20 protein-coding genes and 1 pseudogene are annotated in these 25,277 nt (G+C 68.4%); 10 read left to right on the top strand and 11 right to left on the bottom strand.

All coding sequences use genetic code 11. The annotated features are described in order from the left end of the window. Window positions 1-2 precede the first annotated feature (2 nt). From QHF89_RS15995 to QHF89_RS15985, 3 genes are all read left to right on the top strand, one after another. Window positions 3-1,394, top strand: coding sequence for a hypothetical protein (locus QHF89_RS15995; RefSeq protein WP_136968709.1), 1,392 nt, complete (start codon window positions 3-5; stop codon window positions 1,392-1,394). Window positions 1,395-1,482: 88 nt separating this feature from the next. Then, the gene (locus tag QHF89_RS15990) at window positions 1,483-3,396 is read left to right on the top strand and encodes a sigma 54-interacting transcriptional regulator (RefSeq protein WP_136968710.1); all 1,914 of its coding nucleotides are present in this window, start codon (window positions 1,483-1,485) and stop codon (window positions 3,394-3,396) included. Next, a complete protein-coding gene (locus tag QHF89_RS15985; RefSeq protein ID WP_136968711.1) occupies window positions 3,397-5,829 on the top strand; it encodes an endonuclease MutS2 in 2,433 nt (810 codons plus the stop codon). A 76-nt stretch (window positions 5,830-5,905) separates the two neighbouring features. On the opposite strand, the pseudogene nusB reads toward QHF89_RS15985, so the two are convergent. The 9 genes and pseudogenes from nusB to QHF89_RS15940 form a co-directional block, all read right to left on the bottom strand. Next, window positions 5,906-6,325, bottom strand: a pseudogene (gene nusB / locus QHF89_RS15980) (transcription antitermination factor NusB); the annotation flags it as partial. An 18-nt stretch (window positions 6,326-6,343) separates the two neighbouring features. Next, the gene (ribH, locus tag QHF89_RS15975) at window positions 6,344-6,850 is read right to left on the bottom strand and encodes a 6,7-dimethyl-8-ribityllumazine synthase (RefSeq protein WP_136930323.1); all 507 of its coding nucleotides are present in this window, start codon (window positions 6,848-6,850) and stop codon (window positions 6,344-6,346) included. A gap of 10 nt (window positions 6,851-6,860) precedes the next feature. Then, window positions 6,861-8,015, bottom strand: coding sequence for a 3,4-dihydroxy-2-butanone-4-phosphate synthase (gene ribB / locus QHF89_RS15970; protein ID WP_136968712.1), 1,155 nt, complete (start codon window positions 8,013-8,015; stop codon window positions 6,861-6,863). A gap of 43 nt (window positions 8,016-8,058) precedes the next feature. Continuing rightward, window positions 8,059-8,799: a riboflavin synthase gene (locus QHF89_RS15965; RefSeq protein ID WP_136968713.1), complete on the bottom strand. Its 741-nt coding sequence runs from the start codon at window positions 8,797-8,799 to the stop codon at window positions 8,059-8,061. A 23-nt stretch (window positions 8,800-8,822) separates the two neighbouring features. After that, complete coding sequence (locus QHF89_RS15960) at window positions 8,823-9,167, bottom strand: PilZ domain-containing protein (RefSeq protein ID WP_136930320.1); 345 nt, start codon at window positions 9,165-9,167, stop codon at window positions 8,823-8,825. Window positions 9,168-9,175: 8 nt separating this feature from the next. Beyond that, a complete protein-coding gene (locus tag QHF89_RS15955; RefSeq protein ID WP_136968714.1) occupies window positions 9,176-11,431 on the bottom strand; it encodes an Rne/Rng family ribonuclease in 2,256 nt (751 codons plus the stop codon). 231 nt (window positions 11,432-11,662) lie between these two features. Then, complete coding sequence (locus tag QHF89_RS15950) at window positions 11,663-12,130, bottom strand: hypothetical protein (protein WP_136968715.1); 468 nt, start codon at window positions 12,128-12,130, stop codon at window positions 11,663-11,665. A gap of 96 nt (window positions 12,131-12,226) precedes the next feature. Continuing rightward, window positions 12,227-12,730, bottom strand: a complete 504-nt coding sequence (locus QHF89_RS15945; RefSeq protein ID WP_136968716.1) for a hypothetical protein — start codon at window positions 12,728-12,730, stop codon at window positions 12,227-12,229. A gap of 180 nt (window positions 12,731-12,910) precedes the next feature. After that, window positions 12,911-14,425, bottom strand: a complete 1,515-nt coding sequence (locus tag QHF89_RS15940) for an acyl-CoA carboxylase subunit beta (RefSeq protein ID WP_420814217.1) — start codon at window positions 14,423-14,425, stop codon at window positions 12,911-12,913. A gap of 71 nt (window positions 14,426-14,496) precedes the next feature. Here QHF89_RS15940 and QHF89_RS15935 point away from each other — a divergent pair, with 71 nt between their 5' ends. Both QHF89_RS15935 and QHF89_RS15930 read left to right on the top strand, forming a co-directional pair. Beyond that, window positions 14,497-14,631: a hypothetical protein gene (locus QHF89_RS15935; protein WP_284720544.1), complete on the top strand. Its 135-nt coding sequence runs from the start codon at window positions 14,497-14,499 to the stop codon at window positions 14,629-14,631. A 33-nt stretch (window positions 14,632-14,664) separates the two neighbouring features. Further along, a complete protein-coding gene (locus QHF89_RS15930) occupies window positions 14,665-17,166 on the top strand; it encodes a protein kinase domain-containing protein (RefSeq protein WP_136968717.1) in 2,502 nt (833 codons plus the stop codon). An 18-nt stretch (window positions 17,167-17,184) separates the two neighbouring features. On the opposite strand, the gene QHF89_RS15925 is transcribed toward QHF89_RS15930, so the two are convergent. Beyond that, entirely contained in the window at window positions 17,185-18,264 is a 1,080-nt protein-coding gene (locus tag QHF89_RS15925) for a peptidyl-prolyl cis-trans isomerase (RefSeq protein WP_136968718.1), read from the bottom strand. Window positions 18,265-18,473: 209 nt separating this feature from the next. On the opposite strand from QHF89_RS15925, the gene pyrH reads away from it, so the two are divergent. The 3 genes from pyrH to QHF89_RS15910 all read left to right on the top strand — a co-directional run bounded on the left by pyrH (window position 18,474) and on the right by QHF89_RS15910 (window position 20,382). Next, entirely contained in the window at window positions 18,474-19,181 is a 708-nt protein-coding gene (gene pyrH, locus QHF89_RS15920) for a UMP kinase (protein WP_136968834.1), read from the top strand. A gap of 88 nt (window positions 19,182-19,269) precedes the next feature. Continuing rightward, window positions 19,270-19,509, top strand: coding sequence for a DNA-directed RNA polymerase subunit omega (gene rpoZ / locus QHF89_RS15915; protein ID WP_136930313.1), 240 nt, complete (start codon window positions 19,270-19,272; stop codon window positions 19,507-19,509). Between the two features lie 24 nt (window positions 19,510-19,533). Next, the gene (locus QHF89_RS15910) at window positions 19,534-20,382 is read left to right on the top strand and encodes a class I SAM-dependent methyltransferase (protein ID WP_136968719.1); all 849 of its coding nucleotides are present in this window, start codon (window positions 19,534-19,536) and stop codon (window positions 20,380-20,382) included. Window positions 20,383-20,486: 104 nt separating this feature from the next. Here QHF89_RS15910 and QHF89_RS15905 read toward each other — a convergent pair whose 3' ends face one another. Then, on the bottom strand, window positions 20,487-21,224 hold the full coding sequence (locus tag QHF89_RS15905) for a metallophosphoesterase family protein (RefSeq protein WP_136930311.1): 738 nt from the start codon (window positions 21,222-21,224) through the stop codon (window positions 20,487-20,489). 221 nt (window positions 21,225-21,445) lie between these two features. On the opposite strand from QHF89_RS15905, the gene QHF89_RS15900 reads away from it, so the two are divergent. Then, window positions 21,446-22,240 (top strand): hypothetical protein, encoded by a 795-nt coding sequence (locus QHF89_RS15900; protein WP_232379635.1) that lies wholly within the window; start codon window positions 21,446-21,448, stop codon window positions 22,238-22,240. Between the two features lie 80 nt (window positions 22,241-22,320). Then, the gene (gene tssM, locus QHF89_RS15895) at window positions 22,321-25,266 is read left to right on the top strand and encodes a type VI secretion system membrane subunit TssM (protein WP_136968720.1); all 2,946 of its coding nucleotides are present in this window, start codon (window positions 22,321-22,323) and stop codon (window positions 25,264-25,266) included. Window positions 25,267-25,277 lie beyond the last annotated feature (11 nt).

Below are 25,277 nucleotides of genomic sequence, written 5' to 3'. Positions count from 1 at the left end.
CAATGCTACGTGCGCGTTGGTTCGCTCTCCTTGCTGCATGCCTTTCCCTTGGCGCCGCTGCGACGGCCGCGGCGCAGAACCCGGTCCCGGATCCGTCCGGTCAAGCGCCGCCTCCGCAGCCCTTCCCGCTGCCGACGACGCTGCCCACGATCCCGGGCTTGCCGCCGCTCATCCCGCAGCAGCCCTCGACGCAGCCGGATCCGAACCAGCCGCAGCAGCCGCCGCCGCAGCAGCCCACGCTCCCGGGCCTGCCCACGATCCCCGGCCTGCCGCCGCTCATCCCGCAGCAGCCCACGCAGACGCAGCCCACGCAGACGCAGCCCACGCAGCCCCCGTACGGGCAGCCGACGCAGCCGTACGGACAGCAGCCGTACGGACAGCAGCCGTACGGACAGCAGCCTTATGGGCAGCAACCTTATGGGCAGCAACCTTATGGCCAGCCTTATGGCCAGCAGCCCTGCGTGCAGCAGCCGTACGGCCCTCCGTGCCCGGCGCAGATGCCCGTCCCGATGTTGCAGGATCGGACGAAGCTCGAAATGGGCTACCTCTACGGCGCCTCGATCGCCTGGGGCGTGACGACCGGCATCTGGATCGATCTCGAAGCGGAGACCGAAAACCCCGGCCTCGCGCTCATCGCGCCCGCGCTCTTCGGCGCCGCCGCGCCGACCGCGATGTTCTTCCTCGATCGCCCGAAAATGCCCCTGGGCCGCCCCTCAGCGGTCGCCACCGGCATCCTGCTCGGCTCGGGCGAAGCCGCGCTCATCTGGTCACGCCAGTACACCACGGCGAAATCGGGCGAGGAGTGGGGCCCCAAGCAATATTTCCGCGCCCACGTCATCAGCTCGACCATCGGCGGCGTCGGCGGCTACCTCGCGCATTACGGCCTCAAGTTCCGTCCGCAGACGAGCATGTTCGTCGGCTCGGCGGCGCTCTGGGGATCGATCGCGGGCGGCGCGTTCGGCGGCGGCGGCAGCAACGGATCGTGGAGCGCGTGGGCCAACGACGGCGTCTTCCTCGGCGGCCTGATCGGCTACAACCTCGGCATGGCCGCGGCCGCGGGCGTCTCTGCCGTGTGGACGCCGTCGTGGAACCAGCTCGGGTGGATGTGGGGCGGCTTCGGCGCGGGCGCCGCGGTCTCCGCGCTCGTCTATCCGTTTTACGCGCTCTCGGATGACGCCGATCCGCGCAGCGGCCTGATCTTCCAGGGAGTCCTCTCCTTGCTCGGCGTGGCCGGCGGCGCGCTGATCGGCGCCCCCGAGAGCAGCAGCGCAACGGCCCAGGCCCCCACCCCGGGCATCGGCAATCACCCCAAGTTCGCGCGCATCCTCGGCCCCTCCATCATGCCGGTCCAGGGCCCCGGCGCAGGGATCTCGCTGATCGGCGAGCTTTACTGACGCACGGCGACGTAGCCGAGCCTCCCGACATCGAACGGCGCGCGCCAGGGCCGACGCTCGTGGCAAAAGCGCTATCCTCCGGGTCCCCATGCCGACACTGAAGTACTTCGCCGCCCGCGGCGCGCCTCGGGTGTATGCCGTGCACAAGCCGGTCACGACGATCGGCAAGGCGCTCGGAAACGACGTCGCGCTCGCGGGGACGGGGCTCGCGGACCACCACGCGCAGATCTCCTTCGACGGCCGGGACTTCGTGCTCGAAGAGCTCGACCGGGACGGCGACATCCAGATCAACGGCAAGAAGAAGCGTCGCGCGCGCCTCGTCCACGGCGACCGCGTCACGCTCGGCGCCGTCGAGCTCGGCTTCTCGATGTTCTCCGAGGCCACGAAGGCGCGGAACGACGACGACGAGACCGAGAAGCCCGCGACGCCCGGCGTCTCCGCGGAGCTCGCGGGCGTGCGCAAGCTCTTCGCGTTCAGCGAGAAGCTCATCAACCGGCGCAGCGTCGACGAGCTGCTCGAAGCGATGCTCGACGACATCATCGAGCTGACGCATGCGGACAAGGGTTTTCTCCTGCTCGTCGAGGGCGCCGAGGAGGCCGCGGATCCGGGCAAGGGCGCGCGGCGTGAGGCCCAGGGCGAGGAGCGCAAGCTCGTGGTGCGCGCCTCGCGCAACGTGCGGCGCGAGGCGATCACGGACGCGCAGGGTTCGATCTCGGACAGCATCGCGCGGCAGGTCCTCGCCTCGGGCCGCCCGATCATCGTCTCGGACGCGCTCGCGGACACGCAGTTCGGCCGCAGCGAGAGCGTCATCGCGATGAAGCTCTCCAGCGTCATGTGCGCGCCGCTGCTCTCGCAGGGCGAGGTGATCGGCGCGCTCTACGTCGGCAACGACAAGGTCAAGCACCTCTTCGATCGCACGCAGCTCGAGCTGCTCGGCATCTTCGCCTCGCAAGCGTCGCTCATCCTGCAAAACGCGATGCTCCTCTCCGCGCTGCGGGCCGACAAGGCGAAGCTCGAAGCAGAGCTCAAGGACAAGAAGTTCGGCGAGATCATCGGCGCGTGTCCGAGCATGCTGGAGGTCTTCCGCAAGCTCACGAAGGTCGCGGCGACGGACATCAGCGTGCTCATCACGGGCGAGACGGGAACGGGCAAGGAGCTCATCGCGCGGGAGATCCACCGACGATCGAACCGCGAGGGCGGGCCCTTCGTCACGATCAACTGCGGCGCGATCCCGGAGAACCTCATCGAGAGCGAGCTCTTCGGCCACGTGAAAGGCGCGTTCACCGGCGCCATCGCGAGCCGGCCCGGCAAGTTCCAGGTCGCGGACAAGGGCACGCTCTTCCTCGACGAGATCGGCGAGCTGCCGCTGAACTTGCAGGTCAAACTGCTCCGCGCGCTGCAGGAGCGCATCGTCTTCCGCGTCGGTGATTCGAAGCCGGAGAAGGTCGACATCCGCATCGTCGCCGCGACGAACCGGAACCTCGAAGAGGAGATCCGCGCGAACCACTTCCGCGAGGACCTCTACTACCGGCTCAACGTCGTGAACCTGTGGCTCCCGCCCCTGCGCGAGCGCGGCGACGACGTGCTCATCATCGCGAAGACGCTGCTCTCGAAGTACGCGGACGAGCTCGGCAGCTCGGTGCGCGGCTACAGCCCCGCGGCGCTCGCGGCGGTCAAGAAATACGGCTGGCCCGGGAACATCCGGCAGCTCGAAAATCGCATCAAGAAGGCGCTCGTGCTCTGCGACAAGACGCTGCTCGGCCCCGAGGATCTCGATCTCGGGCCCGGCGCGGAGACCGCCATCTTGCCGCTCGAAAAAGCGAAAGAAGACTTCCAGCGCAGGTACGTCCTCGAAGTGCTGGAACGCAACAACGGCAACCGCACGCAGACCGCCCGCGACCTCGGCGTCGATCCACGCACCATCTTCCGGTACCTGGAGAAAGAGCAGAACCCGATGCCGAGCGGCGCGGGCGGCACGCCGCGGGATCCTTCCGAAGGCTGAATGGAAAGCATCGAAGTCCGGTCCCTCCCCCACCCCTGTCCCGACAAAACGCGCGCCGATCTCGAATGGGATCGGCTGCTCGCGGCGCTCGCCGATCGCGCAGCGAGCGAAGCCGGCAAGCGCATCGCCCGTGATCTCCCGTTCGCCTCGACGCACGAAGGCGTGCGGGTCGCGCTCGGCGAGGTGAAGGAGGCCGTCGACCTCGATCGCACGGCCGAGCCCTTGCCCGCGGCCGACGTGCCCTGGGTCGAGGCCGCGCTCGATCGCGCGCGCATCGGCGCGACGCTCGCGAACGAGGAGCTGCGCGCCGTGGGCCGTTGCCTCGCGGAGGCCGGCCGGCTGCGGCGTTTCCTCGCGGCGCGCAAGCAGAGGCTGCCGCTGCTCTTCCGCGCGTGCTCGACCGATCCGGGCCTCGACGCGCTCGAGCGCGAGGTGAGCTCTTCCTTCGATCCCGACGGCACGCTCTCCGATCGCGCCTCGCCGCGCCTCGCCGAGCTCCGCGGCGAGCGGCGCAACCTGCGCGATCGCCTCGTCCGCAAGCTCGACGAGATCATGCGCAAGCACGCGGACATCCTGCAGGACACGTACTACACGGAGCGCGACGGCCGGTACGTGCTGCCCGTGCGCGCCGACGCGCACGAGCGGTTCCCGGGGATCGTGCACGCGACGAGCGGGAGCGGCGCGACGCTCTTCGTCGAGCCGCGTGTCGTCGTCGACATGGGCAACCGCCTGAAGATGGTGGAGGCCCTCGTGCAGCACGAAGAGGAGCTCGTCTACGCGGCGCTCAGCGCGAAGATCGGCGAAGAGATCGACGCGGTCGCGGCCGCCGTCTTTGCCCTCGCGCACGCGGACGTGCGCGCCGCGGCCGCGCGCCTCGCGAAGGATCTACGCTTCACGTTCCCCGAGGTGCCCGAGGCCGCGTCCGTGGGCTCGATCCACCTCGTCGGCGCGCGTCACCCGCTGCTCGCGCTCGACGGCGTCTCCGTCGTCCCGAGTGATCTCGGGATCACGGCGGGCCACGCGATGATCGTCTCGGGCCCGAACGCGGGCGGCAAGACCGTGGCGCTGAAGACGCTCGGCCTCGCCGCGCTCTGCGTCCGCGCGGGCCTGCCCGTGCCGGCCGACGAGGGCTCGCGCGTCGACGTCTTCGAGGTCGTGCTCACGGACGTCGGCGACGATCAGAGCCTGCACAAGAACCTCTCCACGTTCAGCGCGCACGTGCAGAACCTCGCGCACATCCTCGCGGACACGCGGCCCGGCGCTCTGGTCCTGCTCGACGAACTGGCAGGCGGAACCGATCCGCGCGAAGGCGAGGCGCTCGCGTCCGCGGTGCTCGACTCGCTCTGCGCGCGCGGCGGCACCGTGGCGACGACGACGCACTACGAGGGCCTCAAAGCGCTCGCGCTCGCCGATCCACGCTTCGAGAACGCCTCCGTCGGCTTCGACATCGCCACGATGAGCCCGACGTTCCGGCTCTCGATGGGCATCCCCGGCGCGTCGAGCGCGCTCGCCGTGGCGCGCCGCTTCGGCATCCCCGGCACCGTGCTCGATCGCGCCGAGCGCTTCCTCTCGCGCGAGGCCGTGCGCTTCGAGGACATGGTCGCAAAGCTCCAGGCCGAGCGAAACGCGCTCGAAGTCGCGCGCACGTCGGCCGAGCGCGAGGCCGTGATCGCGCGCGACAAGCAGCGAGCGCTCGACGAGGAGCTCACGCGCCTCCGCGCTGAGGAGCGACGTTTCGTCACCGAGGCCGGCCGCGAGCTGATGGAGTCGATCCGCAAGGCGCGGCAAGACATCCGCGACGCTCAAGCGCGCCTCCGGGCCAAGCCCACGGCCGAGGACCTGCGCGCCGCGGCCCGCGCGATCGACGCCGTCGCCCAGAAGACGAGCACCTTCGGCGAGCTCGAACCGACCGGGCGTGACGAAGGTTTGTCCCGCGGAACCGTCGCGCCGGGCGAGATCCGCGTCGGCACGCGCGTCTACGTCCCGCGCCTGCGCGCCGAAGCCGACGTCGTCGAGGTCCTCGCAAACGGCCAGCTCCGCGTCGCCGCCGGTCCCCTCAAGCTCACCACGTCCATCGCGGAGGTGCGCGCGGCGGACGGCGGTTCGTCCGAAAAAACCCGCGCGAGCGGCGGCAAAAAGCGCGTCGATCTCGACGCGGCCGCCGATCCGGACGTCCCCATCCAGACGAGCGAGAACACCGTCGATCTCCGCGGCCTCCGCGCGCACGAGGCCGTCGGCATGGCCGAGCAGTTCCTCGATCGCTCCGTCGGCGCGGGCCGCCGCGTGGCGTTCCTGATCCACGGCCACGGCAAGGGCGCCCTGCGCGACGCCGTGCGGGACGCGATGCGCCAGAGCCCCTACGTCTCCCGCCTCCGCCCCGGCGAACCTCGCGAGGGCGGAGACGGCGTCACGGTCGTCTGGCTCCGCGCTTAGCGGGCCGGTGTCCTCCACCGCCGCCGCCACCGCCACCACCCTTGCCGCCGGGCGCGGCCGCCTTGCTCGCGGCCGCGCGATCACGATCGACGCGGCCGAGATCCTCGGCGACCCGATCGAGCACGCCGTTCACGAACGCCGACGAGTCCTCGCTGCCGAAGCGCTTGGCGAGCTCCACGGACTCGTCGAGGATGACCGCGCGCGGCACGTCCCCGCCGTTCATGAGCTCCCACGCGCCGAGGCGCAGCACGTTCCGATCGACCCGTGCCATCCGCTCGAGCCGCCAGTTCACGCTCGCCTTGCGGATCGTCTCGTCGACCTTCTTGAGGTCCTTCTCGACGCCTCGCACGATCCGGTCGGCATACTCCCGACCTTCCGGATCCCCCGGCGTCAGACGCCAGTAGTGCATGATCACGCGCTCGGCCGAGCTAGTGCCCTGCTCGAGCGCAAACAACATTTGCAGCGCGGCCTCGCGGCCGGTCGACCGAGCGCCCATGGTCCCGAGAGCTTTCGTTCAGAGCCCGGCGCCGTCGAGGGCCGAGGCGAGCGAGACCATCTCGATCGCGCTCACGGCGGCCTCCCAGCCCTTGTTGCCAGCCTTCGTCCCAGCGCGCTCGACCGCCTGCTCGATCGTGTCCGTCGTCAGGACGCCGAACGTCACGGGCACGCCCGTCTGCAAGGAGACCTGCGCGATCCCCTTCGTCACCTCGGACGCGACGTAATCGAAATGCGGCGTCGATCCGCGGATCACCGCGCCGAGCGCCACGATCGCGCTCACGCTGCGCTTCTCCGCGAGCCTGCGGACGACGACGGGGATCTCCCACGCGCCCGGCACGCGCACGATCGTCACGTCCGACGTCGAACCACCATGCCGCGCGATCGCGTCGAGCGCGCCTTCGACCAGCCTGTCGACGATGAAGTGGTTGAACCGGCTCACGACAAGGGCGAACTTCGCCCCCGACGGGACGACCAGGTGGCCCTCGACCGTGCGCGGAGCGCCGCGCTCTCCGTTGGTGCTCATCCGAATTTCCTCAAGCCTCGCCCTGCATCGACACGAGCGGCACGCGCTCGACCACCTCGAGCCCGAACCCGTCGAGCCCCGCGATCTTCGTCTGGCTGTTCGTCAGAAGCCGGAGCTTCTGGCAGCCGAGATCGGCGAGCACCTGCGCGCCGAGCCCGAACTCCCGCAGCGCCTGCTGCGGCGCCCGCGTCTCTTGCGTCGTCGTGCGGCCCTTCGCTTCGAGCTCGGACCCGAGATCGAGCCGCGGCGGGATGTAGAGCACCACGCCCTCGCCCGCCTTCTCGATCAGCGAGATCGCCTCGCGCAGGTTCGACCCACCCTCGAACGGCGTCGAGCTGAAGAGGTCGGCCACGAGCGCGCCCGCGTGCACGCGGCAGAGCGTGGGCTTCGTGCCGTCCACCATGCCCTTCACGAGCGCGAGGAACTGCCGCGCCTCGCCGATGATCTCGTAGACCGCCGCCGTCCACGTCGTGCCCGTCAAATCGAGCCGGATCTGCCGCTCCGACACGCGACGCACGAGCCGCTCAGTCTGAAGGCGGTACTGGATGAGGTCCGCCACCGACAGGATCACGAGCTCGTGCTGCCCGCCGAACCGCTCGAGATCCGGCATCCGCGCCATCGTGCCGTCGTCGTTCATGATCTCGCAGATCACGCCCGCGGCGCGGAGCCCCGCGAGCCGGGCGAGATCCACGGAGCCCTCCGTTTGTCCCGTCCGAACCAGCACGCCGCCGCGCCGCGCGCGCAGGGGAAACACGTGCCCGGGCGTGACGAGGTCGGTGGGCCGCGCGTCCGGCTGGATCGCGACCTGGATCGTGCGCGCGCGATCGGCCGCGCTGATGCCCGTGGTCACGCCCGTGCGCGCCTCGATGCTCACGGTGAACGCCGTCCCGAGGGGCGGACCGCCGCGCCCCGGAGCGCTCATCATCGGCAGCTCGAGCCTATCGACCTGCTCCTCTTCGAGCGTCAGGCAGATGAGGCCACGGCCGTGCTTGGCCATGAAGTTGATCGCCTCCGGCGACACGCGCTCGGCGGCCATGCAGAGGTCGCCCTCGTTCTCGCGGTCCTCGTCGTCGACGAGGATCACCATCCGACCGCTCCGGATCTCGTCGAGCGCGCGGTTCACACGGCTGAGGACGGCAGAGTCGATCGTCAGTCGATGCGGCATGGTGCCCCCGCCCTTCTCACCCGCGCGTGCCGCCGCGAGCTCATCAAAGGAATCCCCCCGATCGGAGCTTCGCGAGGAGGCGTTCGTCCCTGGATTCGTGGTGGTGGTGCTCATCGTTTTCTGCGACCTCTCCTCCCCACCCCGGCGCCTCTTCCGACGAAGACGTAGCGCGCGCTCCGCTCGCGATCGAAAGCTGGCGCGCCACGTAGCGCGCGAGCACATCGACTTCAAGATTCACGGCTTGCCCCGGCCGAAGATCGCCGAGGTTCGTCCGCCCGAGCGTGTGCGGCACGAGCATGACCTCGAACACGACCCGTGACGAGCGCCCCTGCCCCTGATCCGTCACCCGGTTGATCGTCAGGCTCACGCCGTCGATCGCCACCGAACCCTTGTCGGCCAGGTACGGCGCCAATCCGCCGTCGGCCTCGACCACGAGCCGCGTCGCGTCTCCACTCGGCGCTCGCTCGCTCACGCGCCCGATGCCGTCCACGTGCCCGAGCACCATGTGCCCGCCCATGCGCCCGCCGAGCTTCATCGCTCGTTCGAGGTGCACCCGCGCGCCCACCGCGAGCGCGCCGAGCGTCGTCCGATCGAGCGTCTCCGAGGACATGTCGCACTCGAACCCGGTCGGCCGGATCCGATCCACGGTCAGGCACGCGCCGTTCACGCTGATCGACTCGCCGAGCTCCAGCGGCCCGAGCGAGCACTCGATGAACGCGCGCGCGACGGGGCTGCCGGCCCTCTGCCGGAGGATCCCGATGGTCTCGACGAGGCCTGTGAACATCCTCTTCGGCTCGATCCGAGGGCTTACTCTTTGTTCGCCTGCGCGGCGAGCAGCCGATCGACGATGACCTTCGCCTCGTCGCCGAGCTCCGTGAATACGACGCCCATGCCGGGCGGATCGTCGTGGACGCGCACTACTTCGCCGACGCCCTCGATCGTCTCGATGTCGTCCATGATCACGGTGAAGCGCAGGTTGACCTTCGTGCCGACTTCGAGCGGGGTCTTCGAGCGGACGAACACACCCGTACGGGAGATGTTCGACACGTACTCGTTGATGAACGAGTCGTAGCTCTCGAACTCCTTGTTGATGGTGACGCGCTCGTCCTTGCGCGGGCCAAGTTCAACAGGAGGACGGTCGCTCTCGCTCATGCGTCACCTCATCTGCCCAGCAGGTCGAACTGTTCGAGGTGGTATTCCTTGCGGGGAACGAGCTCGATCCGACGCGTGAACAGGCGCTCGGCCTCTTGCACGGCGACACGCTCGTCGTTCTTCAGAAGGTCGACGACCGCCGGGTGCGCGTTGACGATCACCACGTACCCCGGCAGGTTCAAGCGCTCGCGCCGGATCTGCCGCAGGATCTCGTACGCGATGCTCTGCTTCGACTGGAGCTGCCCGGTGCCGTCGCAGTAGAAGCACGGCTCGAGCATGATGCGCCCGAGGCTCTCCCGCGTGCGCTTGCGGGTCATCTCGATGAGCCCGAGCTCCGAGATCCGGTTGAACGTGGTCTTCGCCTTGTCCCGCGACAGGAGCTCCTCCAGGCGCTTGCGCACCTTCTCGCGGTTGCCCGCGCGCTCCATGTCGATGAGGTCGAGGATGATCAGCCCGCCGATGTTCCGGAACCGGAGCTGGTAGGCGATCTCCTCGACCGCCTCCAGGTTCGTCGTGAGGATCGTCTCTTCGAGATCCCGCGATCCTTTGCCCACGAACTTTCCGGTGTTCACGTCGATCGCCGTGAGCGCCTCGGCCTGGTCGATGATCAGGTGGCCGCCCGAAGGCAGCGGGACCTTGCGCGACAAGGCGCGCTGGATCTCGTCCTCGATGCCGTACGCGTCGAAGATCGGCTCCTCGCCCTCGTAGAGCTCCACGGCGTCCACGCGCTCCGGCATGAACATCTCCATGAAGCGCTTCAGCCGCACGTACTCCTCGCGGCTGTCGATCACGATCTTCTCGATGTCGTCCGTGAACAGATCACGCGCCGTCTTCAGCACGAGATCGAGCTCCGTGTAGAGGCACGCCGGCCCCCGCACCACGGTCTCGCGCTTCTTCACGACCTCGCCCCAGAGCCGCACGAGGTAACCGACGTCCGACTTGAGCTGCTTCTTCGTCAGCCCCTCGGCCACCGTGCGCACGATGAGCCCGCCCTGCGGCGGCTTCATCGACTCGATCGCCTCGCGCAACCGCGAGCGCTCCTTCTCCGAGCCGATGCGCTTCGAGATGCCCACGTGATCGACCGTCGGCAGGTACACGACGTAGCGGCCCGGCAGCGAGACGTGGCTCGTCACGCGCGCGCCCTTCGTCCCGATCGGCTCCTTCGAGACCTGCACGAGGACCTCCTGGCCCTCGCGGATCACTTCGCGGATCGGCGTCGTCTTCGAGACGCGCATCGGCTCGTGGTGGCTGCCCTGCGCTCGCTTCGTGCTCGTACGATCGCCTCCGCGATCACGACCTCCGCGGCCTCCATCCCGGCCGCGCCCCTTCTCGCCGCGGTCGCGGCTGCGCCCTTCCTTCGGCGCCCGCGAGGTCTCGCGAGCAGCCTCCTTGGGCGCTTCCTTCACCGCCACGACCACCGCAGGAGCCGCGGCCTCCGGCCGACGATCGCGGGTTCGTCCGGACCGACGCACGCGACCACGTTGCCCACGACCACGCCGCGAACGCCCGCCGCGCGGCTCCGTCGGTGAAGTCTCGGCCGCGTCGCTGCCCGCGCCCTCGACCTTCACCTCGGCCGCCTGCGCCTCCGCGCCTTCCTCGGCCTGCGCTGCGTCCTCTTGATCCTCGGGCTCCGCGCTCGCCTCGGTCGCCGCCTCGACGGCTTCGACAGCCTCGACGTCGCCTTCGTCTTCCGACTCCGTCGCGTCGTCCGCTTCTTCCTCGGCACGCGCCTCGTCCGCGACGGCTTCGTCCGCGGCGAGCTCCTCCGAGGCGGGTTCGTCCGAGGCCGGCCCCTCGCTGCTCTGCGCCTCGACGAGTTGTTCGTCCTCGGCCTCTTCGTAGACCTCTTCGCCGCTCGGTTCGGCCATCACGTCGAGCGCTGTCGGCAACGAGATCGACACGTCGCGCTCGGTGCGCACCGGCTCTTCGGGCACGTGCGCCATGATCTCGGGCGGCGCGTGCGCCGGACGTTCTTCTTCTTCGTGTGGCGTGCCGTGCGTGTGCCGACCCGCGAGGTACGCGTCGAAGTCATCCGGACGGATCAGATCCTCGACGTGCAGGAAGGCTGCGCGTTCGAGCCCGATGTCGATGAACGCGGCCTGCATGCCCGGGAGAACACGGCTGACCCTACCGAGGTAGATGTTCCCGAGGGTCCCCTTCTGCGCATCTCGTTCGATGTGCAGCTCGGCGATGATCCCGTTTTCGATGAGGGCGACTCGCGTTTCGCGGATGTCGACGTTGATGACGAGGAGATTCTTACCCATGCCCACTGGAGCGCCCTTACCGCGCCGCGAGCGAAGGGTTACCACGACAAGCCCGGGCCATGAAGCCGATTGGCTCGCCTTTCGTTCAGGGATCGTCCTTCACGACGGACCCGCGCTGCGCCGGTGCCCCCGGCGGCACGACCGAGCGCCGCCGGGGCGTGGCGTGGGTCGGGCTAGCCGAACCGCGGAAGTGTAGGAAAAGAGGAAGGTTTCCGCGCTGCGGGGCCGATCTCAGGGACAGAAGCTCGCGCTGTCGGAGCAAGAGGTCGCGCAGGAGTCGCAGATGATGCAGGTCACGAGCGCGTTGTACCGCTCGGCGCCGAGGGGGTTTCCCATGGCACACCCGCCCTGGCAGCCGACGTCGTCCTCGCAGCCGGCCATGCACATGTTGAATTCGACACAGGATTTGTCGCCGAAGCAGCCCTCGTAGGCCATGAGACACGGGCCCTTCACGGCACAGCCCGTGCAGCCGCGGCTGTAATCGCCGCACAAAACGAGTTCGTCGCAGTTCTTGGGGGGATAGGCCGAAGCATCGGCCCCCGCGTCGCCCTCGCCGCCGGTGCCGACGCTGGCGGCGACCGTGGTCGCCATGCCTCCGGCGCCCCCGCTTCCTTCGGAAAACTCCCCCCCGTCATCGCCGCGCGAGCAGGCCAAAAGGAACACGAGCGCCGCCCCGAAAATGCCGATCCGTTGCGCCATAAGTGCAACGGATCAGCGTACTTCGGGGCGGTTCCCTGCGAAAGGGCGACATCGCCCTACATGGACAATGTCCGTCCGACCATGCCAGCGGTCAGGTCACGGCGGGCACATGGCGGCTTGCTGGGAGCAGGCGCTCGGGCAGTTGTCACAGATGAGGCAAACGGCGACGGCGTTGTAGGCCGCGAGGCCCGCCTGGTTCATCTGCGCGCAGTTCTGCTGGCACGCGGCGTCCGCGCAGTTCTGGAGGCACTGCGCGAGCGTCGCGCAAGCTTGGTTGGTCTGACACGCCATGATCTGGGTCTGACACCCGCCGCCCATCTGCGTGCAGGTCTGGCAGGTCTGGCAGCTCGCGCCTGCCGTGTCGCAAGCCGGGTTGCCGCCGCCAGCGCCGCTGCCGCCGCTGCCGCCCGCGCCGCCCATGCCGCCGCTGCCACCCGAGGCGGAGGCCGCCGACGTGGTCTTGCCACCGCCGTTGCCGCCGTTGCCGCCCCAGTCGTCACCGCCCTCGCCGCCACCACCGCCGCTGCCGCTGGTGCCGCTGCTGCTGCACGCCACGAGCGCCCCGAGCGACACGAACAAAGCCGCGAACGTCCACTTCATCGGAAACCTCCAAGGATGTGCGACCCCGGCATCGCAAGAGGTAGAGAGGCCGAGGACAAACGCGTCCGTACACGCGCGGTTGTCCCACGGCAACGAGATCGCGAAGCGAGCTCCCTCGAGGGGGTGAATCGGCCGGGCTCTGCCCGGACGAGAGGACGCGAGGCGTCCCCTGAGGACTGCCTAGAGCGGAATGTTGCCGTGTTTCTTCGGCGGGTTCTTGTCGCGCTTGTCGCGAAGAAGCTCGAGCGCGCGATCGAGGCGAACACGGAGCGTCCTCGGATGGATGACCTCGTCGATGAAGCCGAGCTCCGCGGCCTTGTAGGGGTTCGCGAACTTCGCCTTGTACTCCTCGACGAACCGCGCGCGCGCCGCCGCCGGATCCGACGCCGCCTGGATCTCCTTGCGGTAGACGATGTTCACCGCGCCGTCGGGCCCCATGACCGCGATCTCCGCCGTCGGGAAGGCGAGGTTGTAGTCGGCACGGATGTGCTTCGAGGCCATCACGTCGTACGCGCCGCCGTAGGCCTTGCGCGTGATCACCGTGATCTTCGGGACCGTCGCCTCGGCGAACGCGTAGAGCAGCTTCGCGCCGTGCGTGATGATGCCGCCGTACTCCTGATCGGTCCCGGGCAAGAAGCCGGGTACGTCGACGAACGTGACGAGCGGGATGTTGAAGCAGTCGCAGAACCGCACGAAGCGCGCGCCCTTGATGCTCGCGCGGATGTCGAGGCACCCCGCGAGCACGTTCGGCTGGTTCGCCACGACGCCCACGGTCCGCCCGCCGACGCGCGCGAAGCCACACACGATATTCTGCGCGTACCGCTCGTGCACCTCGTAGAGGTAGCCGTCGTCGACGACCGCGCGGACGACGTTCTTGATGTCGTACGGCTTCGAAGATTCGCTCGGCACCATGGTGTCGAGCTCCGGCACCTCGCGGTCCGTGGGATCGGTGCACGGCCGCCGCGGCGGATCCTCGGTATTGTTGGAGGGCAAAAAGGCGAGCAGCTCCCGCACGCGGGCGAGCGCCGCGCGATCATCGGGGGCCGTCAGGTGGCAGACGCCGCTCTTCGCTGCGTGCGCCGAGGCGCCGCCAAGGTCCTCCTTGGTCACGTCCTCGTTCGTCACCGTCTTGATGACCTCGGGGCCCGTGATGAACATGTAGCTCGTCCCCTCGACCATCATGATGAAGTCCGTGATCGCCGGCGAATACACGGCGCCGCCCGCGCACGGACCCATGATGGCGCTGATCTGCGGCACGACGCCGCTCGCCAGCGTATTGCGCAAGAAGATGTCCGCGTAGCCCGCGAGCGACTCGACCCCCTCCTGGATCCGCGCCCCGCCGGAGTCGTTGAGCCCGATCACGGGCGCACCGATCTTCATCGCGAGATCCATCACCTTACAGATCTTCTGCGCGTAGGCCCCCGAGAGCGAACCGCCGATCACCGTGAAGTCCTGCGCGAACACGCAGACCTTGCGGCCGTCGACGAGCCCCCAGCCGGTCACCACGCCGTCGCCGAGGACCTTCGACTTGTCCATGTCGAAGTCGTTGCAGCGATGCACGACGAACCGGTCGATCTCGACGAAGGATCCAGGGTCGAGCAAGAGCTCGACGCGCTCGCGCGCGGTGAGCTTGCCGGCCTCGTGTTGCTTTGCGATTCGCGCCGCGCCGCCCCCCTCGAGGGCACGGCGGTTCATGTCGTCGAGTCGTTCGATCGCGTCTTTCGCGCGGGAGCTCTGTTGTTCGGACATCGCGGAGGGCCCCTACCATGGGCGCGCGCGCGCCGCCTCCCTTCGCCGTCCAGCAACCGAACGGGCGTTGCGCGGCGCGCGCCACCAAGTACGATTTCCTGGCCCGAGCGAGCCCGCGCCTGCGCGGAGACGAGATGAGCGACGGAAAGTAGAGGGGGGCCGCGCTCGCCTCGGGCAGCTCACGCATGAAGCCCGCTCCGACCTGCGAGGCCGGCGCATCGGCACTGCCGAACGCCAAAGGCGATGCATCCCCGTTCGAGGAGACGGAGCCCATCACCCCCACGCTCCCCGACGGAGGCGCGCGCTACCGTATCGTCGAGCGCCTCGGCACCGGCGGCACAGGCGTCGTCTACGCCGCCGAAGACCTCGCCGCGAGCCGGCTCGTCGCGCTGAAGACGCGCAAAGAGGACAACGACGATCCGCACGGGAGCCAAGGCCTCTTCCTCCACGAGGCGCGCGTCGCCGCGCAGCTCGAGCACCCGAACATCGTCCCCGTCTACGACGTCGGCCGCCTGCCCGACGGCCGGCCCTTCTACACGATGCGCATCGTCAAGCAGCAGAGCTTGCACGACGTGCTCATGCAGCCCGAGCTCCACCCGACATGGCCGCTCGCGCGCCTCGTCTCCGCGTTCGTCCAGATCTCGCGCGCCCTCGCCTACGCGCACCGCCGCGGCGTCGTGCACCGCGACATCAAGCCGGAGAACATCCTGCTCGGCGACGAGGGCGAGGTCTACCTGAGCGACTGGGGCAACGCGCGCATGCTCACGGGCATCGAGCCCACCTCACCGCTCTCGCTCCCCGACGACGATCCCTTCTTCATCCGCGGCGAAGGTGGTTATCCGAGCGGTTTGTCCGGGACCCCGGGCTACATCGCCCCCGAGCAGATCCGCGGCGAGCGCGCGAAGATCGATCACCGCGCCGACATCTTCGCGCTCGGCGTCGTGCTCTACGAGATGCTCACGGGCGAGCATCCCTTCGACGCGCCCACCGTGCTCGGCGTGATCCTCGCGACGCAGACGCGGGATCCCAGGCCGCCGCGCGCCGTCGCGCCGAGCTGCCCGCTCGTGCTCGAGGATCTCTGCCTCGCCATGCTCTCGAAAGACCCCGCGAAGAGACCGCATTGCGCCGCAGCCGTCGCCGGGGGAGCCGAGGCCTTCCTCGAAGGCGCGAAGGAGCGGGATCGTCGCCGCGCCGAGGCGCGATCGCTCTGTGAACTCGCGCGCGAGCCGGCCCTGCGCGACAAAGCCCTGCGCCTCGAACGCGCGCAGCTCGACGCCGAGGCGCGACGCCTGCGCGCCGACGTGAAGAGCTACGATCCGATCGATCGCAAGCGCCCTGCGTGGGCCCTCGAAGATCGCGCCGCCGCCGTGGAGCGCGAGCGGGCGCGCGCCATGGCCGAGGCGATCGATCTCTACACGAAGGCGCTCGCGTACGACCCCGAGCTCGAAGAGGCGCGCTCGGGCCTCGCCGATCTCTACTGGGCCCGCGCCGTCGCCGCGGGCGCCGAGCGCCGCCACGCGAGCCGCATCTACTACGAGGCCCTCGTCTCCGAGTTCGACGTCGGCAGCTACGCCGCGCTCCTCCGCTCCGACGCGTGCCTCGCGATCGAGACGAACCCGCCCGGCGCGCGTGTCCTCGCGTATCGCTACGTCGAAAAGGATCGTGTCCTCGTCGCGAGCGAAGAGCGCTACCTCGGCCGCACGCCCATCGCCGAGGTCCGCCTCTCGCCGGGCAGCTACCTGCTCGTGCTGCGTCGTCCCGGTTTTCGCGACGTTCGTTACCCCGTCCTGCTCCGCCGCGGCGAGCGCCACGAGGCCATGGTCAACCTCTACACCGAGGAAGAGATCGGCGAGGGCTTCGTCTACATCCCCGGCGGCTCGTTCATCGCCGGCGGCGACGACGACGCGCCCGACGCGCTCGCCCGCGCCGAGCCTGTCGTCGCCGACTTCGCGATCTCGCGCTTCCCCGTCACCTTCCGGCACTACTGCGACTTCCTCGACCGCATCGAGGAGCGCTCCCACGCGCTCGCGCTCATGCGCGCCCCGCGCGACTTCCGCGGCACCGAGGGCTACGTCGTGCGCCGCGGCGAGCACGGACAGTGGGAGCCCGTGCCCGGCCTCATCGAAGGCGATGCGCGCAAGCAGTTCCCCTACGAAGAGGGCCACCTGCTCGACGTGCCCGTCCTCCTCGTCGATTGGTTCGACGCCGCCGCGTACTGCGCGTTCCACACCGAACACGAGGGCTTCGAGATGCGTTTGCCCACGGAGCTCGAATGGGAGAAGGCCGCGCGCGGCACCGACGGCCGCATCCATCCCTGGGGCGATCCTTTTGATCCCACCTTCTGCCTCATGCGCGCCTCGCGCCCCTACCTCCCGCAGCCCGAGCCTGTCGGCACCTTCCTGCTCGACGAATCACCGTACGGCGTGCGCGACATGGCGGGCGGCGTGCGCGAGTGGGTCGGCGACGTGCACGGCGAGCGCACGTGGTCCGAGACGAGCACCGAGCCCGAGCCCGGCGCCGGCGCTTTGCGTGACGCCTCCGAGTGGCGCGTCATCCGCTCGGGCGGTTGGTCCACGACGCCCGAGTACACCCGCAGCGCCGCGCGCACGCGCTTCTTCGCCCTCACCCGCGCGACGCACCTCGGCTTCCGCGTCGCGCATGATCTGCCGCGCCGGCGCTCGGGCTGAAGTTCGTCCTTCCGAACCTTACGGCGCGCCCGCGTCGCCTGCGCCGCCGTCCGCCGCTTCTTGTCCGGGCGGCGTGTATCCGGGCAGCGCCCACGGCCCCGGATCCTTGCCTTCGAAGGGTTTGACGCCTTCGGGCAGCTTCACCTTCGCGAGCGCCGCGTCGTCGATCTCCACGGCGAACTTCTTCTTCAGCTCCGCTTCGAGCGCCTTCTCGCGCTCCTGCATCTTCTGCTGCAGCAGCTTTACGCGGATCGAGCGATCTGCTTCCGGGAGCGTCCGGTTGTGCGCCGCCGTGATGCCGTTCATCCGTACCACGTAAAACCGACCGTCCGCCTCGACGATCTCGTCGAGCACCGACCCCACGCTGCCGATCTTGAACACCGCCGCGCGGATCGACTCGGGGATCTTCGGGTTCTTGCCGCGCGGATCGTCGGGCGCGCCGACCACGCCGAGATCCCCCGCGAGATCCACCGACGCTCCCGGATCCTTCGTCTTCGCCGCTGTCACCGAGTGTTTGTAGAAGAGCTCGCCCCATTCGGCCGCGGTCTTGATCTTCGTCGCGTCCTTCAACACGCGCTCTGCCGTCTTCTTGTCGGACAGCACGATCGCCGCGACGCGACGCCGCTCCGGTTCGCGGAACTCCTCTGCGTGCGCCTCGTAGTACGCGCGCACCTCGGTCGCCGGGATCTCGCCCGGCGCGGGCAGACCTTTCCGCGCGTCAGCGAGGATCGCGTCACGCAGGATCTGCCGGATCGCCTCTTCCGTCTCGGGCTGCTTGTCGAGCCCGCGGCGCCGCGCCTCGGCGGCGAGCAGCTCCACGTCGATGATCTCGTCGAGCAGCTCTTTTCGGCGCTCCTTCGTCTGGTAGCGGAGCCTGTCGAACTGATCCATCCGCTCCAGCGTCGCGGCGAAGTCGCCGAGCGTGATCACCCGATCTCCGACCTTCGCCAGCGTCCGCGCCGCTTGCTCTTGCGAGAGCCCTGCTGCAGGCGGCGCGGCGTCCGCTGCGGACGGCTCCACGGCCTTGTCGTTGCAGCCTGCGGAGAGCGCGACGATTGCCGCGACGAACAGGGACGATTGCGCGCGCCTCACCAGCATCGAGCGGCCGGTCTAGCACTTCTCTGGCGCGTTTGGGGGGCGGTTCTGCGAGGTTTGCGCGCAGCACCTTGCCGCTTCTCCGGCCTTTTGCCGAACGACGCGTTGCGGACGAGGCGAACCGGGGCTACGAGACCCGCGTGACCCGCGACGCGACCCGTCAAGACCGCGACGACTCGACCCTTCCCCCTCCGCCGAGCCCGGCCCCTGGCCTGAAGTACCACCGCATCGTCCTCAAGATCAGCGGCGAGGCCCTGTGCGGCGAGGGCAACTTCGGCATTCACCCCGATACGCTCCAGCGTGTCGCCGCCGAGATCGCGGAGCTCTCCTCGCTCGGCGTGCAGATCGGCATCGTCGTCGGCGGCGGCAACATCTTCCGCGGCTTGAAGGGCGCGAGCGCCGGCATGGATCGCTCGCAGAGCGACTACATGGGCATGCTCGCGACGGTCATCAACTCGCTCGCGCTCCAGGACGCGCTCGAAAAGCACGGCGTCCCCACGCGCGTGATGACCGCGATCGAAATCCGCCAGGTCGCCGAGCCGTACATCCGGCGCCGCGCGATGCGACACCTCGAGAAGGGCAGCGTGGTCATCTTCGCCGCCGGCACGGGCAACCCGTTCTTCTCGACGGACACCGCGGCGGCGCTCCGGGCCATGGAGATCCAGGCGCAGGCGATCTTCAAGGCCACCAAGGTCGAGGGCATCTACGACCGCGACCCGGCGCGCCACGAGGACGCGCAGATGTTCACGAAGCTCTCGTACGACCGCTTCCTCGTCGACCGGATCGGCGTGATGGACTCGACCGCCGTCACGCTCTGCCGCGAGAACAAGCTCCCCATCCGCGTCTTCAAGTTGACGACGCGCGGGAACATCCTGCGCGTCTGCAAAGGCGAAAACATCGGCACCGTCGTCGAGGCGTGACCTACGCGTTCCCGACGGACGGGCCCTCCCGGTCGGGAACGCAAGTTGCGCGTTTCCCCGAGGACGGCTAACCTCCCGAGTCCCACCTATGGCACGCGTCACCGTTGAAGATTGCCTCGAGCGCGAAGAGAACCGCTTCGCCCTCGTCGTCCTGGCCTCGAACCGCACCCGGCAGCTCATGAAGGGCGCCGAGCCTCTGCTGAAGACGAGGAACAAGCCCGCTGTGACAAGCTTGCGCGAGATCGCGGCTGGCAAGGTGCACTTCCACCGGAACTCCTCGGAAGTCGTGTACGAGTGGCTCCGCCACCAGCACGCCCTCGACCGCTGATCGCGTCGCCGGGCAGCCCCGGACATGTCCTCTCCCCCGAGCAAACGCCCCGCGCGCACGCATACGCGTGTGCGGCGTGATTTCGAGCTCGAGGCTGGCACCTCGGCTCATTACGAAGACCCCGCCTACTACACGAAGACCTACCGCTCGCGGCTCGACGACGTCCGTTTTTACGCGGACTACGCGTCCGAGCGCGGCGGCCCCGTGCTCGAGTACGGCTGCGGCAACGGACGCATCACGCTCCCGATCGCGCGGCTCGGCCTCGACGTCACGGGCGTTGATCTCTCCAGCGAGATGCTCGCGGACCTGCGCGCGCGCCTGCGCGAAGAGCCTGCGGACGTCCGGGCGCGGGTCCGCACGAAGCGCGGCGACATGCGGACGGTCCGCCTTGACCGCCGCTTCCCGCTCGTCTTTTGCCCCTTCAACGCCTTCCTGCACCTCTACACGCGGGTCGACGTCGAGCGCTTCCTCGCGCGCGTGCGAGAGCACCTCGCGCCGCGCGGCGAGCTCGTCTTCGACGTCTCGATCCCCGAGCCTGAGGAGCTCGCGCGGGATCCTGGGCGCGCCTATGCGACGCCGCGCTTCAACTACCCGACGCCCGACGGCAAGGGCATGCCCGTCCGGTACACGGAGCGCTTCGACTACGACAAGCTCCGCCAGATCCTCTTCGTCGCCATGGAGTTCTCGCCGGTGTCGGGCGGGGACTCGTGGATGACGCCGCTCGCGCACCGGCAGTTCTATCCGCGCGAGCTCGAAGCGCTCCTCCACTACAACGGCTTCGAGATCCTCGACGCGTGGGGCGACTTCGACCGCTCGCCCCCGACCCGCGACGCGATCACGCTGATCCTGCGTGCGCGCGCCCGCCGCCGCTGATCAAGCGGCCCGCAGGGAGCACAACCCTTCAACTCGAAGGCGCGGGGGGTGTGGGGGGCAGAGGAAGGCTCGCTTCGCGAGCCGACCGGAGCCCCCCACCATGACTAAACGCCGATGTACAACCGATGCGCGAAGTTCCGCTCGAGCTTCGCCCGCAGCACCTTCTCGGCTGCGGTCTCGATGTCGTACTCGACTCGTTTGAACTCGAAGCGTTTTACTTCGCTGTCGTAGATCGTGTAGCTCGCGCGGTTGTCGTAGTCGCGCGGCTGGCCGACCGATCCGACGCTCACGATGTACTTCCTGTTGGGGTCGAGCGTGAAGTCGACCGCGGGCAGCTCTTCCACGGTCGTCGGCGTTAGCGCGAAGACCTTGCAGAGGTGCGAGTGCCCGATGAGGGTCAAATGCCCGAGCTCGGCGTACATCGGCAAACACTCGCGTGCTTGCTCGGGGGCGAAGATGTACTCGAACTCTTCAAGGCGAACCGGCGAACCGTGGCAGAGGTCGACGCCGATATCGGTCAACTTCTCCTGGTACGGCAGGTTCTTGAGCCAGGCGGCGTTCTCGGCAGAGAGCATCGACGCATGGGTGTCGAGTGCCTGACGAGCGGCCTCGTAGTAATACGAGTAGTCCATTCGTCCGGCGACGGCCGCGTCATGATTCCCGAGGATCGTTTTCTTGGCGATCTTCCGGACCAGATCGGCGCATTCGTTCGGGGATCCGCCATAGCCTACCGTGTCGCCGAGACAGTAGTAGACATCGATGCGCTCGCGCCGGTACGCCTCCAGCACAGCACTGAGCGCCTCGTAGTTGGCATGCGTGTCGCTGAAGACTCCAATCCGCATGTGCGTGAGGACCGGAGGGTAGCATGAGGCACCTACCGTTACGGTAGTATTTTCGTCGAAAAAAATTTTCCTTCGGATCAGCCTGTTTCAAAGGGTTTCGTCGCTTAAAACGATGCCCTTCGTTAGAGAACGAACACGAAGATCCAGCGTGTTCTCGCGCCTCACGAGCGCGAAAAAAGCGCTCGTGGCTCCTGCGCCGAAAAGATGGAAGGAAGGCTCGCGTGACAGGGACGAACGGGAAAAGCAACGGCAAAACCAACGGTCACGCGATCCCATCGGCGATGACGCAGGGCACGATCGAACGTTCGAGCGCGCCCCTCACGCCGCCGCCGCCGCGCGCGGTTCAGGATCTCGCGGACTCCTGCGTTCGATTCGTCGAGCGATCCATCGGCTTCAAGCTCGACTTCGAACCCGAGACCTTGCCCGTGCTCGATCACTACATCGAGAAAGCACGCGAGGAGACGCGTGATCGCAAGGAGGCGCGCCCGCTCCTCGCGCAAGCCATCGGCGCCTACCTCGGCGAGATCGCGCGCCGCAAATTCCAGGGCTTCTGGCGCCTCGAAGACGAGCACGATCCGCGCTCGTGGCGCGTCGAGCTCGAGCCCGTTTACCTGATCCTCCGTCCGATCGAGCTCGCCACGCGCGCGCTCGATCTGCCCCCCACGCCCCCGCGTGACGCTTCTCCGATCCAGGGGCGCAAGGGCGACGACGCAGACGAGGACGACGACGAGAACGAGGGCGCGGAGGCGGCCGCGGAGAGCGAGGCGACGCCGGACGAAGTCGTCGTCCCCGATCCCACGGATGACCTCGGCCCTGCGCTCCTCGAGCTCGACGAGGACGACCGAGCGGCCGTCGCCGAGCGCCTCGCCTTGCTCCCGCCCGTCTCCGACGCCGAGTACCACGCCCCGTCGACGCACCTGGAAGTCGTCGAGATCATCGTCGAAGCCATCCGCGCCCGCCGCATGGCCGCGGGGATGGAGGCCGACGCGCACCTCGAGCCCGACGACTACTCCTGAACACACGTCTTCCTGCGAAGACGGCCTCGATCCGAAGGATGCGGAGCGAGGGCGGCGCCTCGTGATAAGGTCGCTCCACCGTGTGGTGGGTTCTATCTGCGCTCCTCGCGCTGATCGTCTGGGCGCTCTGGTACATCCTCAAGCTGCCGCTCTGGCTCCCGATCGTCGGCACGGTGCTCATCGTGCTCGTCTCGGTCGTGCGGCTCCTCTGGAACCGGATCCGGGCAAGCCGCGCCGCCTCCGCGCTCGAGCGCGCCATCGCGCAACAAGGCGCGCAGCAGGCGCTCAACGCGCGGCCCGAGCGGCGCGCCGAGATCCAGGAGCTCCAGAAGCAGGTCCAGGGCGGCATCAACGCCCTCAAGACCTCGAAGCTCGGCAAGAACAAGAAGGGCGGGGCGGCCGCGCTCTACTCGCTGCCCTGGTACGTGATCATCGGCCCTCCGGGCGCCGGCAAGACGACCGCGCTGAAGCACTCCGGCCTCGTCTTCCCCTTCGCCGATCCCCGCGGCGGCGGCGTGCGCGGCGTCGGCGGCACCCGCAACTGCGACTGGTGGTTCACGAACGAGGCGATCCTGCTCGACACCGCGGGCCGCTACACGACGGAGGGCGACGACCACGACGAGTGGATCTCCTTCCTTCAGATGCTCAAGCGCTACCGCAGCCGCAAGCCGATCAACGGCGTGCTCGTGGCTATCAGCATCGCCGAGCTCATCGACGCCTCCGAGCAGCAGATCGAGTCGACCGGCAAGAAGCTACGCGCCCGTATCGACGAGGTCATGACCCAGCTCCAGATGGTCGTGCCCGTCTACGTGCTCTTCACGAAGTGCGACCTCATCGCCGGCTTCATCGAGTTCTTCGGCGACATCCGCAAGAGCGACCGCGCGCAGGCCTGGGGCGCCACGGTCAAGCTCACCGAGAACAAGTCGAACCCGCAGCAGCTCTTCGAGCGCGAGTTCGACACGCTCGTCCAGAAGGTTCACGCCCGCTCGCTGAAGCGCCTCGCGCAGGAGCGAAACCGCGAGGCGCGCGAGCGCATCTACCAGTTCCCGCTCGAGTTCGCGGGCATCAAGCGCAACCTCACCGAGCTCGTGCAGACGATCTTCGCGGTGAACGCCTTCCAGGGCACGCCGCTCTTCCGCGGCTTCTACTTCACGAGCGGCACGCAGGAAGGTCGTCCGCTCGATCGCGTGCTCGCGCGCATGGGCCACGCGATGGGCATCCGCCCGCCGGAGACCGCAGCGCAGCAGGTCACCGAGTCGAAGAGCTACTTCCTCCACGACGTCTTCATGAACGTCGTCTTCCCCGACGGCGACGTCGCCTCGCGCAGCGCGGCCGAGATCAAGCGGCAGAAGATCATGCGCATCGCGGTGAGCGCTGCCGCCTTCACGCTCGGCCTGATCCTCTCCATCCCGAGCATCCGCTCCTTCGCCCAGAACCGCGAGCTCATGTTCTCCACGCAGGAGCGCGTGGAGAACGCGATGAAGATCAACTGGGGCGAAGGCGAGCCGGGTCCGAAGCTCGAACAGCTCGACCCCGTCTACGCGCGCCTGAAGGAGCTCGACGACTTCCGTACCAACCTGCCGCTCAGCTACGGCTGGGGCATGTACCGCGGCGAGGAGATCTACCGCCCCGCCGTCACCGCGTATGTCGCGCTCTTGCAGACAGGCTTCGTCCTGCCCTGCAAAACGAAGCTCGAGGATCGGCTCAAGAACGCGAAGGGCAAGCAGTACCTCCGCGAGCGCACCGATTTGAAGACGTACCTCATGATGAGCGACGTCGCGAACCTCGACGTCGACTGGGAGACGGGCCGTCTCACGGGCCTCTGGGCCGAGCTGCTGAAGGCCACGAACAGCACGATGCCGGAGTACGAGCTCAAGGAGCGGCTCGCCAAGCACGTGCGGTACTACCTGGAGCTCGTCAAAGACAAGAAGGTCCTCCCGCTGCCTGCAGACAAGGCCCTCGTGGAGAACGTCCGCAAGACGCTCCAGTCCGTCCCGGTGCAGGACCGTTACTACGAGCTCTTCGTCAACAGCCTGAACGACGAGCGGTACGACGAGGCCGGCGACGATCGCAAAGAGAACCGCAAGTACCCGCCGCTCAGCCTCGCCGACCTCTTCGTCGACCGCCCGAACACGACGAAGTTCATCCAGAGCGCGCGGTACCAGAAGGACAAACGCTTCAAGGACGTCGAGGGCCCCTACACGGACAAGGGCCACTACATCGTGGTCCTCAACGTGGCGAACGCCGAGGCGCTCCTGCTCAGCGAGCAATGGGTGGCGCCACTCGGGCCCGACGAGGCGATCGACAAGATCCCGACGAACCTGAAGCGCCTCTCGGAGGACTACGACCAGCGCTACATCGAGCAGTGGAGCGACTTCCTCGCCGACATCACGATCACCCCGCCGTCGACCGTGAAAGAGGCGCTCGACCTCTACAACATCCTGCTCAACACGCCCTACCCGTACCTGCAGATCCTGCGCGCGGTCGAGGACCACACGCAGTGGAAGAAGTACAAGAAGGGCGACGGTCCGAGCGTGAACAAGGACGAGTTGAACAAGATGTTCAACACGAAGCTCCAGCAGCAGTTCTCGCAGAAGACCGGTGGCCTGCGCATCACCACGAACGTCGACGTGACGAAGATGGGTGAGCGCCCGAGCACGGTGCCGCCCTCGTTCGCGGCCCTCATCTCGTTCGGCGTGCCGCCCGAGAACACGCGCCCGGGCCAGCCGATCACGGACACGCCGCTGCAGAAGTACCTCGACAGCATCACGGAGCTGCGCCGGGTCATGCAGGACATCCCGGCGCCGCCGACGTCGACGGACATGATCAACCTGAGCGAGCAGCTCTCGGACGTCGCGAAGAAGGTCGAAGCCTTCCTGCAGCCGCTCGACGAGAAGGCGAAGGCGCTCCTGCGGCCGCTGCTCCTGAACCCGCTCAGGATCTCGGGCACGCGCATCGCGGCGCCCGGCGGCGGCAACTACGTCGACAAGCCGAAGGAGCGGTTCCCAAACCCGTTCCGGCGCTAGCGTCTTGTCCC

It is taken from the genome of Polyangium sorediatum (assembly GCF_029946465.1).
Lineage (GTDB): Bacteria > Myxococcota_A > Polyangia > Polyangiales > Polyangiaceae > Polyangium > Polyangium fumosum.
This window is presented reverse-complemented; position numbering and strand designations above follow the sequence as displayed.